The sequence below is a fragment of the Primorskyibacter flagellatus genome, from assembly GCF_900176485.1.
GTDB lineage: Bacteria > Pseudomonadota > Alphaproteobacteria > Rhodobacterales > Rhodobacteraceae > Primorskyibacter > Primorskyibacter flagellatus.
In genome coordinates, this window is record NZ_FWYD01000001.1 from 269,428 (window position 1) to 281,317 (window position 11,890).

Annotated in this window: 12 protein-coding genes; 3 read left to right on the forward strand and 9 right to left on the reverse strand. The window is 60.6% G+C overall.

What is annotated here, in order from left to right:
* Position 1: 1 nt before the first annotated feature.
* From B8991_RS01255 to B8991_RS21370, 3 genes are read right to left on the reverse strand one after another with little or no spacing between them, the layout of a single operon-like run.
* A complete protein-coding gene (locus B8991_RS01255) occupies positions 2-973 on the reverse strand; it encodes a site-specific tyrosine recombinase XerD (protein WP_084349985.1) in 972 nt (323 codons plus the stop codon).
* Positions 970-2,526 carry a hypothetical protein gene (locus B8991_RS21365; protein WP_084349986.1) on the reverse strand — a complete coding sequence of 519 codons (1,557 nt, stop codon included), beginning with the start codon at positions 2,524-2,526 and terminating at the stop codon, positions 970-972. Before B8991_RS21365 ends, B8991_RS01255 begins: the two co-directional genes overlap by 4 nt.
* Complete coding sequence (locus tag B8991_RS21370; RefSeq protein ID WP_179141402.1) at positions 2,516-2,665, reverse strand: hypothetical protein; 150 nt, start codon at positions 2,663-2,665, stop codon at positions 2,516-2,518. The genes B8991_RS21365 and B8991_RS21370 overlap by 11 nt, the downstream gene beginning before the upstream one ends.
* Before the next feature lie 95 nt (positions 2,666-2,760).
* On the opposite strand from B8991_RS21370, the gene B8991_RS01265 reads away from it, so the two are divergent.
* Both B8991_RS01265 and aroB read left to right on the forward strand, forming a co-directional pair.
* On the forward strand, positions 2,761-3,339 hold the full coding sequence (locus tag B8991_RS01265; RefSeq protein WP_084349987.1) for a shikimate kinase: 579 nt from the start codon (positions 2,761-2,763) through the stop codon (positions 3,337-3,339).
* Complete coding sequence (gene aroB / locus B8991_RS01270; protein WP_084349988.1) at positions 3,336-4,442, forward strand: 3-dehydroquinate synthase; 1,107 nt, start codon at positions 3,336-3,338, stop codon at positions 4,440-4,442. Before B8991_RS01265 ends, aroB begins: the two co-directional genes overlap by 4 nt.
* Positions 4,443-4,503: 61 nt before the next feature.
* On the opposite strand, the gene B8991_RS01275 is transcribed toward aroB, so the two are convergent.
* From B8991_RS01275 to ssb, 5 genes are all read right to left on the reverse strand, one after another.
* On the reverse strand, positions 4,504-4,911 hold the full coding sequence (locus B8991_RS01275; RefSeq protein WP_084349989.1) for a DoxX family protein: 408 nt from the start codon (positions 4,909-4,911) through the stop codon (positions 4,504-4,506).
* Positions 4,912-5,156: 245 nt separating this feature from the next.
* Positions 5,157-6,227, reverse strand: coding sequence for an ABC transporter ATP-binding protein (locus B8991_RS01280; RefSeq protein WP_084349990.1), 1,071 nt, complete (start codon positions 6,225-6,227; stop codon positions 5,157-5,159).
* On the reverse strand, positions 6,224-8,443 hold the full coding sequence (locus B8991_RS01285; RefSeq protein WP_084349991.1) for an ABC transporter permease: 2,220 nt from the start codon (positions 8,441-8,443) through the stop codon (positions 6,224-6,226). The genes B8991_RS01280 and B8991_RS01285 overlap by 4 nt, the downstream gene beginning before the upstream one ends.
* Positions 8,444-9,469: an ABC transporter substrate-binding protein gene (locus tag B8991_RS01290; RefSeq protein ID WP_084349992.1), complete on the reverse strand. Its 1,026-nt coding sequence runs from the start codon at positions 9,467-9,469 to the stop codon at positions 8,444-8,446.
* Positions 9,470-9,921: 452 nt separating this feature from the next.
* Positions 9,922-10,443: a single-stranded DNA-binding protein gene (gene ssb / locus B8991_RS01295; protein ID WP_084349993.1), complete on the reverse strand. Its 522-nt coding sequence runs from the start codon at positions 10,441-10,443 to the stop codon at positions 9,922-9,924.
* 210 nt (positions 10,444-10,653) lie between these two features.
* On the opposite strand from ssb, the gene B8991_RS01300 reads away from it, so the two are divergent.
* Complete coding sequence (locus tag B8991_RS01300; RefSeq protein ID WP_235866524.1) at positions 10,654-11,226, forward strand: lytic transglycosylase domain-containing protein; 573 nt, start codon at positions 10,654-10,656, stop codon at positions 11,224-11,226.
* Here B8991_RS01300 and B8991_RS01305 read toward each other — a convergent pair.
* Positions 11,223-11,825, reverse strand: a complete 603-nt coding sequence (locus B8991_RS01305; RefSeq protein ID WP_084349995.1) for a glutathione S-transferase family protein — start codon at positions 11,823-11,825, stop codon at positions 11,223-11,225. The two genes, B8991_RS01300 and B8991_RS01305, sit on opposite strands and share 4 nt — an antisense overlap.
* Positions 11,826-11,890 lie beyond the last annotated feature (65 nt).

Below are 11,890 nucleotides of genomic sequence, written 5' to 3' on the forward strand. Positions count from 1 at the left end.
GCTACGGATCCTCGGTGACGGTATCATCGGCGTCGGCGTGCGGCCCGGCTGACTGCGTCAGCGGATGGTGCTCAAGAACCAGTTCGCGCAGCCGGTCTTCCAGCACATGTGTGTAGATCTCGGTGGTGGAGACATCGGCATGACCCAACAAGGTCTGGATCACACGCAGATCGGCACCTCCGGCGAGCAGATGCGTGGCAAAGGCGTGGCGCAGCGTGTGCGGCGTGACTTTCGCGGGGGAAACGCCGCCCGCAACCGCAATTTCCTTGAGCATGACGTAAAACGCATGGCGGGTCAGGTGGCCCGCCTTGCTATGCGACGGGAAAAGAAAGGGCGATACCGGTTTGCGCTCGGCTCTGGCGGCGTCTTGCAGCACATCAAGCGCGTTCAGCCAGTCGGTCAGCGCCACGCGGGCAGGGGGTGACAGGGGCACCATGCGTTCCTTGCCGCCCTTGCCACGAATCAACAACATCTGCGGGCGTCCGCGCGCGGCGGCAACCGGCAGCGATACCAGTTCTGTCACACGCATTCCGGTCGCATAGAGCAACTGCATCAGACATGTATTCCGCAACTGATCACCGGGGGTGCGGCCATGCGTTTGTGCGGCCTCCAGCAGGCGGTCGACCTCTTCATGGCTGAGCGTTTTGGGCAAGCGCGCATCGCGTCCCGGTCCGGTGATCTGAAGCGTTGGATTGTCCGTTCGCCAGCTTTCCTCGTAGGTGAACCGGTAAAGCTGCTTGATCGCTGAAAGCCGCCGGGCACGGGTGGATTTCGCCAATCCCTGCGCGTCGCAATGGGTCAGGTAGGCCTCGACTTCTGCGCGCATGGCCGTGGCAAGTGAGCCGCCCGCATCGGTCAGCCAATCGTGAAAATCGCCTAGATCGCGCGCGTAGGCCAGAAGGGTGTTATGCGCGGCCCCGCGTTCGGCGGCCTGTGCCTCAAGAAAAGCGGATATCCAGTTGCGATCGTTCATAACTGGCCCGGTCCCGCGAGCAAAAGTTGCAACGCGGCGCGTCGGGCGGCGTCTTCCAACCCGACGCTGCGCAGCACGATCAGCGCATCCGTCAAATCTCCGGGGTCGCCGCGCATTCCCTGACGCATCAACGCGGTGGTGCGCAGCAGGACTTCGCCCAGACGGTCATCGGCAAGCTGCTCTGCCAGTGCATCGGGCAATGCGGCGTCCGGCGCGAACGCCGCTGCAATGGCATGGGCCGTGGCGTCCTGCTCGGGTGGCTCTGCGGAGTCGCCGCGCGCAATCGCGGCAGCAAAGGCAAAGGGGCTGTCCGCGGTCAGCTTCGCCGCCATCATTTCGTAGTCGGGCGAAAGCAATGCGGCTTGCGTCGCAAGATCCGCGGCACGGCCACTGAGCGGATATTTCATCAGGGATGCACCATAGAGCCGGGAAAAGGGCACAACCAGATCAGCGGCGAGCATCAGCGGCCAGACCCGTTCCAGCGCGGCGGAAATGGCTTGCGGATCGCGTGACGCCAGCGCCGTGTCAAAGCGTTGCAAGCCTTCGACGCGGTCCCAGATGCCACCCGACGCGGCGCGAAGCCGGTCAGTATAGATGCCCAGCATCCGGTTTTCCGAAATTGCGCCGACGCGCGCCAATCTCTCGGCGGCAGCAAGCTGGGCCTTCCAGCCCGCATCGCCATTCAGGTTCACCGTCGCGAATGGCCGGGGCAGCGTGGCCGTGGGCAGAGGTTCGCCCAAGGCCTCGAACAGACGAAACTCCAACGGCGTCGGGCGTACTGGTGGGGTCAGGGGGGCCAGTTCCTCGGCCAGTTCGGGATCAAGGAACCGTTCAAGCAGCGACGCCTCGCGCTGTGTCAGGGCGTCAATCGCGCGGGCGGTGCCCAGCGTCGTCATCGCCGTGCTCCAGTCGCTGTCACGCGCCGAACAAAAGATGCGTGCGCCGTAGCCGGGTGCCAGATGCGGCTTTGCTGCCAGTTGGGCACAGGCCGGGCCGGTTTGGCCGGTCAGCAATGACAGATCAAACCACAGTCTGAACAACACCGGCGTATCGCTTCCCGCCCGCTCGATCAGCGACATTGCAGGTTCCACCGCCCCCATATCCATCAACTTCGCTGTACGCGCCGCCAAAAGCTGCTCCCCGCTTCCGGCATCGGCTGGTGGATCGGCCTCGGCCAGCAAAAGCGTGAACAGCAGCGCGTTTATCGCCGGCAACCCATCTTCCGGCTGCGCTGCAATCAACTGCTCCAGCGTGTCGCTGCTTGACGCGACCCACATATCGGCCGGAAGTCCTGTCACGCTGGGCGGCAACAGGCCGACCGCGGCGAGGCTGGTCTGGTCCAAGGGCATCACCGACACTTCGGGCGACCGGGCAGACTGGCTGGTTGGGGGCTCGATCTGCGGTTGCGGTCGCCGTTGCGCACGCGGTGCCTGCTGCGCCACCGGTGACGGCACGTTCAGTTCCAGCCAGTCGATCGCCGACAAGGGTTCTTGTGCCGTGGCCGTGGTGGCGGTTAGCGCCGAAAGGATGGCCGCCGCCGTGCTATTTCGCATTCAACGTCACCGGTTCCCTGATCTCGCTTGCCGGAGCTGAGAAATCAGCGCCGAAAAACGGCCCGACATAGGCGTATGCCACCAATGCGATGGCACCCAGAACCAATAAATAAAATACCCATTTCAGAATGCGCCCCATGAAATATCCCTTTAGCCTGCCTGCCTGCTTGTTTTGCGGAACTTATAACTGGCCTTTTGCCCAAGATCACGTCATTCAGACCTGCAAATTGAAAAATGGCGGCGGATGGCCGAAAACGGCAACGAATGACAGCCAAGTTGAAGAAAACAGTTGTCCTGGTGGGCATGATGGGCGCGGGCAAATCCGCGGTGGGCAAGGCGCTTGCCGCATCGTTGGGTGTGCCGTTCATCGATTCGGACGAGGAAATCGAAAAAGCGGCCAATATGACTATTGCCGAGATTTTCGCGCGTGACGGCGAGCCTTTTTTCAGGCGCAAGGAAAGCCAGGTTATCGAACGTCTTCTGGGAAACCAGACCGGCATTCTGTCAACGGGGGGCGGGGCTTTTCTGGACCAGGCCAATCGCAAGATGATCTCTGACCGGGGTGTGTCGGTCTGGCTGGATGCCGAGCTTTCGCTGCTGTGGCAGCGCGTGCGGCACAAGGACAGTCGTCCGTTGCTGCGATCCCCCGATCCGCGCGGCACTCTGGCCGCGATTTACGAGGCGCGTGTGCCGATCTATGCACAGGCCGACCTTTCCGTGAAGGCGGACCCTGCCTATTCGATTGAAACCATGGCCGCGAAGGTCCGGTGCGCGCTGCGCGCGCGTCCCGATGTCCTGGAGGATGAGCAATGAGCGAGACTGTGCATGTCGATCTGGGGGAACGGGCCTATGACATCCGCATCGGTGACGGGCTGCTTGCCCGTGCCGGCGTTGAGATTGCGCCATTCCTGCACCGCCCGCGTGTGGCGATTGTCACAGACCGCAATGTCGCCGCCCTGCATTTGAGCACGCTGCGCGATGCGCTGACGGCGGAAGGAATCGAAAGCGTTGCGCTGGAACTGCCGCCCGGCGAGGCGACGAAATGCTGGACCGAATTGCAGAATGTGGTCGAATGGCTGCTGGCCCAGAAGATCGAGCGGCGTGATGTGGTGATTGCCCTGGGCGGTGGCGTGATCGGCGATCTTGCGGGCTTTGCCGCAGCCATTCTGCGGCGCGGTGTGCGTTTCGTGCAAATCCCGACCTCGCTTCTGGCGCAGGTCGATAGTTCCGTGGGTGGCAAGACCGGGATCAACTCGGTCGCGGGCAAGAATCTGGTGGGCGCGTTCCATCAGCCGGCGCTGGTTCTGGCGGATATCGGCGTGCTGGCCACGCTGCCACGCCGCGACCTGCTGGCGGGTTACGGCGAGGTGGTCAAATACGGACTTCTTGGGGACGCGAATTTCTTTGCCTGGCTTGAAGTGAACGGTCCGCTTCTATCGACCGGCGACATGGAGGCCCGCGCCAATGCTGTTCGGCGGTCTTGCGAAATGAAGGCCGAGATTGTCGTGCGCGACGAGACAGAGCAGGGCGACCGCGCATTGTTGAACCTTGGCCACACGTTCTGTCATGCGCTGGAGGCCACGACTGGCTATTCCGACCGATTGCTGCACGGCGAGGGTGTGGCGATCGGTTGTGCGCTGGCATTCGAGCTTTCGGCGCGTCTGGGACTGTGTGCGCAGGAAGTTCCCAGCCGGGTGCGGGCGCATCTCAAGGAGATGGGCATGAAGGTCGACCTGACCGACATTCCCGGCGAGTTGCCTGGGCCGGAGGTTTTGTTGGAGCTGATGGGGCAGGACAAGAAAGTGCTGGACGGGAAACTGCGCTTCGTTCTGGCGCGCGGAATCGGGCAGTCTTTCGTGACGTCGGATGTGCCGCCGGATGCCGTTTTATCCGTCCTGCGCGACAGCGCGGGCTGATCCATGCAAAAGGCACCGGGCAGGAACCCGACGCCTTTGGTTTTCATGAATTTCTGAAAAGTCAGACGCTGACCATCCCGGTCTCGCGGGATTGGGCGCGGTCGAGGCTCCATGCGCCGGGGCCGGTAAAGACGAAAAGCAGGAACACGAAGCAGAACAGGACGGCCGCATCGCCACTATTGTTGGCGGGAAAAAAGCTGTTGCCGGCATGGACCATGAAGTAGGCCACCGCCATCATGCCTGACGTCACGAAGGCGGCCGCGCGGGTGAACAGCCCCACAAGGATCAGCGCGCCGCCCACCAGTTCAATCGCACCCGCCCACCACATCAATGTGAACAATTCGGGCGAAAACTCTGCTGCCGGGATGCCAAAGAGTTTCTGGGTGCCGTGCTGGATGAACAGCAGGGCGGTCATGATGCGCAGGATCGCAAACATCTTGGGTGCGTGGTTGGACAAGGTCTGGATCATCTGGGTCTCCGTAAATGTCGATGTGTTTGTCTGAGCGTGACCTAGTCCGACACCATCAGTTTGGATACGCATATACCCGCGCAACGCCTCTGCGATTATGCACAGCGGCGGCATAGGATTTGCGACATGCGCACAGCCTCGGCGAGGCCAGCGCGAGATGCAAGACCCCGGGTCGCAAGAGCGCCCGGGGTGGGTTGAGCATCTTGCACCCGTTGTTTGCGATAAGGCGGATCGGCGCTTTGGGTTTATTGAGCGAGAAGTACCGGGCCCTTGTCGGCGCAGGCCATCGTGGTTTGGGTGCCAATCTCAAGTGGGGCGTCGACGTCGTCTTGCACGGCGAAGACCTGGCCGAAAGCGCCGGTCAGCGTGTATTCCATGCGCACGCCAACATAGGTCGCCTTTGCCACAGTGGCTGGTATCCCGTCCGGCGCGCCGATCACAAGCCGGGAAGGCCGCACGGCGAGGGTGGCAGGACCGGGCGGCAACCCGCGCGCCGCGAGCGTGTGCCGGTAGCCTTCAATGTCGATGGTGGCCATGTCGCCTGTCACAGAGATGATTTGGCAGGGCAGCAGGTTCGCCTCGCCAATGAAATCCGCAACGAAGCGGTCATTGGGCGCATCGTAAAGCTGCCGCGGCGTGCCGATCTGCGCGATGGCGGCGTTGCGCATCACCACGATCTCGTCCGAGACGGCCAGCGCCTCTTCCTGATCGTGGGTGACATAGACAACGGTGAGACCGAGATCCTTCTGGATCGCACGGATGTCCTCGCGGACCTGTCGGCGTAGCTTTGCATCCAGGTTGGACAGCGGTTCGTCGAACAGCAGAACCTGCGGTTCTAGCACAAGCGCGCGTGCGACGGCCACGCGTTGCTGCTGACCGCCCGAAAGCTCTGACGGAAGGCGACCGTCAAAACCCTTGAGCCCGACAAGATCGAGGCCGTGCAACGCGCGGCTGCGGGATTCCTCTTTGCCGAAGCCCGAAAAGGTCAGCCCGTACATCACGTTCTCCAGCACAGTCATATGCGGAAAAAGGGCGTAGGATTGAAACACCATCGACACATCGCGGTCGGTGGCGGGCAGTTTGGTCACGTCCTGATCGCCGATGGTGATCCTGCCCGAACTGGCCATTTCCAGTCCCGCGATCATCCGCAGCGTGGTGGTCTTGCCGCAGCCCGAGGGGCCAAGCAGCGTGACGAGTTTGCCCGCCTCCACATGCAGGTCGATATTGTCGACGGCCACCACATCCTTGCCGAACAATTTGGACACGCCGTGGAATTGCACCGGCGCGGCCTTGGAGCTGAGGATCTCGTTCGTCATAGGGCTTTCTCCGTTCCATGCTGCGTGCGTCGGCCGATTTTCACCCGGCCCACAAGAAGTTGCAGCAGCCCCACCGCTGCCAGCATCACGAAGATCAGTGTCGTGGAATAGGCGATCGCAAGGCCGTAGTCGTTGTTCTCCACCCGGCCGATGATGTAGCTGGTGGCCATGTCATATTCGGCGGATACAAGGAAGATCACCGCCGAAATCGCCGTCATCGCGCGCACGAAACTGTAGACCAGCGCGGCCAGAATGGCCGGGCGCAATAGCGGCAGGATCACGCGGCGGAAGGTCTGCCAACTGTTGGCCCCAAGGGTGAGCGAGGATTCGTCAAGGCTCCGGTCAAGTTGCGACATGCTGGCGATGCCCGCGCGGACACCGACGGGCATGTTGCGAAAGACAAAGCTGATGACAAGAATGACGCCGGTGCCGGTGATCTCTATCGGGGGCACGTTGAAGGCCAGGATATAGCTGACGCCGATCACGGTGCCGGGGATGGCGAAGCTGAGCATGGTGCCGAACTCGAAGGCGTCCTTTCCAGCGAAGTTTTGTCGGGTCAGCAGATAGGCGGCAATCAGGCCGACCGCCGCCGTCAGCGGTGCCGCAATCGCCGCGATCATGATCGTTGTCCAGAAACTGTCCCATGCCGATCCGGCCCAGTGTATCCCGTGCTCGTTCATGCCGATTGCGAAGGCGGTGACGTAGTGTTTCAGCGTCAGCGAATTGTCGACGCCCCAAAGCTCTACCACGCTGCCATACAGGATCATGGCGTAGACGATGATCGTGAACAGCGCCCAGCCGAACGCGACGCCCATCACCGGGAACGCAAGGCCGTTCGGCATCAACGGGTGGACACCCGCATCGCCCTTGCCGGTGACGGTGGTGTAGCTTTTCTTGCCCAGCCAGGCGCGCTGCGCATAAAACGCCGACAGCGTGAAGAACAGCAGCACCATGGCCAGCACGGCGGCGCGGCCCTGATCGTATTGCGCGCCGACGATGGCAAAGAAAATCTCGGTCGACAGCACGTCGAAATTGCCGCCCAGAACCAGCGGATTGCCGAAATCGGCCATGGATTCGATGAACCCCAGCAGGAACGCATTGGCCAGACCGGGCCGCATCAAGGGAAGCGAGACTGTGCGAAACACCTGCCACTTGTTGGCGCGCAGCGTCTGCGCGGCTTCCTCCATCGAGGGTGAGACGCCTTCGACCACACCGATCAAGACGAGAAAAGCGATGGGGGTGAAGGCAAGCGTCTGCGCGATCAGCACGCCGGGCATCCCATACAGCCAGCGCGTCGGCTGAATGCCGAACAGTTCGGAGACGAATTGCGTGACCGATCCGGACAGACCGAACAGCAGGATCAGGGCAAGACCAATCACGAATGGCGGCGTGATGATCGGCAGAACCGTCAGCGCCCGCAACACGCGCTTGTAGCGAAACCCCGAGCGGGTCACGACCAGCGCGAAGGCAAGTCCGAGAACGGTGGTCAGGAACGCCACGGCGATGGCGAGGAACAGCGAATTCCACGCCGCACCACAGCGCGCACCCCACAGGCACCCAAGGCCCCAAAGCCGATTGTCGAAGAATTTCGCGAAGAAGACTGCAATGGAATAGGCACCGTCTTCGGTCACGAAGGCAGCAAACAGCATCTTGGCAATCGGGAAGAAGACAAAGGCGGTGACAATGGCGATGATGCCGCCGATAGCGCCGACGACGAAAACATCGCCGTTGATCGCGCCACGCGCGGCAATGCCTTGCGTCAGAAGAAACAGAAAGGCCGAGGCGCAGATCATGGCACCGTAACCCATGCCGAACTGGCGATCCCCCAACTCTCCGAACAGCGCAGTCAGCCAGTCATAGGCGAAACCGCGCAACCCGATGCCAAAGCCCTGCGCGATCAGCCAGCCGAACCCAAGCGCGCCGGCAAGGATAAGCACGTGGGCATAGACCGGATCGGATTTCCTGCGTCCCAAGGCCAGAAAGGGCAGCGCAAGGGCAATGACCAGAGGAGCAAGCCACAGCTTTTCGCCCTGCGCGATCAGGAACGCGGCCGGCGCGTAATCCGTGTCGAACGGATAGCCGTCCAGCAGCCATTCAAACGACCATAGCCCATCCTCGACCATATACCATGGCAGCAGGCAGAACCCTACCCACCCGGCAATGATCCAGAAGATCAGAACCGGGTGAGTGGTCTTTTTAGCAGCGTCGGTACGCACTTACTGGGGCAGGGTCGATACTTCTTCGTCCCACTTCTGCAACAGCCGTTTCCGCTCGTCTGACGATCCGTATGTCTTGAAATCATAGTCGATCAGCTTGATCGTGGACATGTCTGGTGCCTTGTCCGACGTTTTGGCACCCGTGTTGGAGGGAACCTGAAAGGCGTTGACCTCAAGTGCGAGGTTCTGCGCCTCGGCGCTCAACGCCCAGTCGTAGAATTTCTTGGCCTCTTCCATGTTGCGCGCGCCTTTGACGATCGACATCGAGCCGATCTCATAACCGGTGCCCTCGCAAGGTGCCACGACCTTGACCGGGAAGCCCGCGACCGCCTGTGCCACCGCGTCATGCATGAAGACGATGCCGATGGTGGTCTCGCCTCGGCCCGCCGCCTTGATCGGGGCTGAGCCGGATTTGGTGTACTGGTTGATATTCTTGTGCAGGCCCTTCATGTACTCAAAGCCTTCATCCTCGCCGAAGATCTGCACCATGGACGCAAGCGTTGTGTAGGCCGTGCCAGAGGAGTTGGGGTTCGCCATCTGGACATGGCCCTTGTATTCCGGCTTCAGCAGATCCTTCCAGCAAGCCGGTTCCGGCAGATCGTTTGCCGCCAGCAAATCGGTGTTGTAACCGTAGCCCAAAGCGCCCGAATAGATGCCGATGGTGCGGTTCCCGGCACTTTCGGCCTGCGAAATGGCCCAATCGTGAAGTTGCTCGCGCATTGGTGACAGATATTCCTCTGTCAGGCCTTCCTCGGCAGCCTGAAGATGCGGATCACCCGTGCCGCCCCACCAGACATCGCCCTTGGGGTTTGCTTCTTCGGCGCGAAGTTGTGCAAAAGTCTCGCCCGAGGATTTGCGCGTCATGTTGACGTCGATGCCGGTTGCTTCCTCGAAACTGCGGGCCATCAACTGGCACCATTCTTCCTGCGCAGAGCAATAGAATGTCAGCTTGTCCGCATAGGACGCCGAGACAGAGGCGCTGAGCGCGATCAGTGACCCCGCAAATGTGGCCGTGAGCTTTTTCATGTTTTTCCTCCCAAGTGATTGTCAGGCACCGGTTGACCCGGCTTCGTATTTTCAGGGGTTCAGGATCGCATAACCACTCGGGAACCCGTCCTGAATTTTTGTAAGTTCACATCGAGAGGATCATTCGTGATTGGAGTTTGCAACAAAAATAAAATTAAAGCGGCGCAAATGTGGGGAAGGCCCATGCTTTGATCACCGACCTTGGCACTCTTGCGCGCAACAACGTTGCGTAAGCGTTTGAAAATATATGAGTAATTCCATACTTAATGACCGGCGACGCCTTGAAGGCGGACCGGCATAAGCAGATGAGATAAACATCGTGATATAATCAGAAATACGTTTAAAAACAAAGAGAAGCCCGCCGTGGTTAAACAAAAGCGGGCATCTCGGAACTTGCGGATTTTATGGTAGCAATGGCGCGGTCGGCAGAAGCCGACGACGCCAAATTGGCTTCAGAACGGGATTTCGTCGTCCAGATCACGAGAGGGGCTGGGTTGTCCGCCGCGCCCGCCTCCGGAACTGCCGCCACTGTCGCCGCCATATCCTCGGTCATCCTGCGGGCCGCTGTCATAGCCGCCGCCACCATATCCGCCGCCGCTCTGGCCACCGCCACTGCCGTCGTTCCGGCCGTCGAGCATTGTCAGTGTCGATGTATAGGGACGCAGCACGACTTCGGTGGAGTAGCGATCCTGACCGGATTGATCCTGCCATTTGCGCGTCTCCAATTGCCCTTCAAGATAGACCTTTGACCCCTTGCGCAGATACTGTTCTGCTATGCGGGCCAACGGCTCGGAGAAGATCGCCACGGAATGCCATTCCGTGCGCTCTTTGCGCTCGCCGGTATTGCGGTCCTTCCAGGTTTCGGACGTGGCGATGCGCAGGTTGCACACTTTGCCGCCATTCTGGAAGGTGCGCACCTCGGGGTCGCGTCCCAGATTGCCTATCAGAATGACCTTGTTGACTGATCCCGCCATTTGCGCTCCCGCTTGTCTCTGTATGTTCGAACTGTTTTTTCGGACCCGAATCTGCCCGTCGGATTGTTGCCGACATTACACGACAGGCCGCGAGGGGGAAGGTCAACGGGGTGGCGTATTTTTCAAATTCGGCTATAGTCAGGTCAAAATGAGGGACAGTAGGGTGTTTTGACGATGCGCAAACTTGTTTGTGTGGTAGCGCTTGGCGCGATGACGCTGGGAACCGGCGCGGTTTCGGTAAGTGCGGAAACGCTATCAACGAAGAACCGGGCGAAGCTGTTCAGTTCTCAGACCCGCATTCTGGATACGCGCGCCTCGCAGCAATACAAGAACTCCGTCAGATTGCAGCCCGCGCGTGTGGTAACGCCGACCAAATGGGGCACGGCGGATGGCGCTGTCAAATCCTACAGAGGCAAATACAAGGGCATCTATTCGACCATGGCGCGTGATGCGGCCCGCCGACATGGCGTGCCGGAAGATCTGTTCCTGAGGCTGGTTCAGCAGGAAAGCGGCTGGAATGCCAAAGCCTTGTCACACAAAGGGGCGATCGGTCTGGCGCAGTTGATGCCGTTCACGGCGCGCAAACTGCGCGTTGATCCGCATGATCCGGCGCAAAACCTCGAAGGCGGTGCGCGCTATCTCAAACAGCAATATGCCACATTCGGATCGTGGCGGCTGGCGCTTGCCGCCTATAATGCCGGTCCGGGCGCGGTGCAGAAATATGGCGGCGTGCCTCCTTACAAGGAGACACGCAACTACGTGAAGGTGATCTGGGGCGGTTAGGCTACGGATTTTTCCTGCTCGGCAATGGCTTTGGTCGCCGGCCTGTCAAGGCAGCGTGTCGCCCAGTCACGGATGGCCGGGATGTCAGGCATTAGCTGCGGTGCCCAGCCATAGGTGGATGAGATCAATATGTCGGCTGCGCTGATTTGATCGTCCACTAGGTAGGCATGGGTGGTCAGTGCCTCTTCCAGCCGGGTGTTCGCCGTCGCAAGGTCGCGATAGGTCGCCTGCAACCCCGGATGCGACAACTCGCAAAACTGCATCACGATCAGCGGTTCAAGTACATTGCCATACCAGGACAGCCACGACAGATAAGCCCCTCGGCCCGGCGCGCCGATGCTTCGCCCCAACGGGTTGTCGCCAAAATGATCCGTCAGGTACAGCATGATCGCGTCGCTTTCGCGGATCATCGCACCGTCATGCACCAGGCATGGTACCTTGCCTTCGGGATGTGGATTTGCGGTATCCACCGCGCCGGATCCATCCTGTCGCGGGATCGTCACCTCCTGGATGCTCACCTGATCGGACACGCCCATCTCGTGGATCAACTGGACGATCCGCGTCGAGCGGGAATTCGGCGCGTGGTACAATGTCAGCATGTCAGTCTCCTTTATTTGACGGTCCAGTCATGTCATGGCCTCCTGACATCTACTGTCAGGAAGGG

Bases quoted from the DNA above. Each gene is read 5' to 3' on its own strand.
- B8991_RS01265 (WP_084349987.1), top strand. From the start codon at position 2,761: ATGGCGGCGGATGGCCGAAAACGGCAACGAATGACAGCCAAGTTGAAG.
- aroB (WP_084349988.1), top strand. From the start codon at position 3,336: ATGAGCGAGACTGTGCATGTCGATCTGGGGGAACGGGCCTATGACATC.
- ssb (WP_084349993.1), bottom strand. From the start codon at position 10,443: ATGGCGGGATCAGTCAACAAGGTCATTCTGATAGGCAATCTGGGACGC.
- B8991_RS21370 (WP_179141402.1), bottom strand. From the start codon at position 2,665: ATGGGGCGCATTCTGAAATGGGTATTTTATTTATTGGTTCTGGGTGCC.
- B8991_RS01280 (WP_084349990.1), bottom strand. From the start codon at position 6,227: ATGACGAACGAGATCCTCAGCTCCAAGGCCGCGCCGGTGCAATTCCAC.
- B8991_RS01300 (WP_235866524.1), top strand. From the start codon at position 10,654: ATGACGCTGGGAACCGGCGCGGTTTCGGTAAGTGCGGAAACGCTATCA.
- B8991_RS01305 (WP_084349995.1), bottom strand. From the start codon at position 11,825: ATGCTGACATTGTACCACGCGCCGAATTCCCGCTCGACGCGGATCGTC.
- B8991_RS21365 (WP_084349986.1), bottom strand. From the start codon at position 2,526: ATGCGAAATAGCACGGCGGCGGCCATCCTTTCGGCGCTAACCGCCACC.
- B8991_RS01275 (WP_084349989.1), bottom strand. From the start codon at position 4,911: ATGATCCAGACCTTGTCCAACCACGCACCCAAGATGTTTGCGATCCTG.
- B8991_RS01290 (WP_084349992.1), bottom strand. From the start codon at position 9,469: ATGAAAAAGCTCACGGCCACATTTGCGGGGTCACTGATCGCGCTCAGC.
- B8991_RS01255 (WP_084349985.1), bottom strand. From the start codon at position 973: ATGAACGATCGCAACTGGATATCCGCTTTTCTTGAGGCACAGGCCGCC.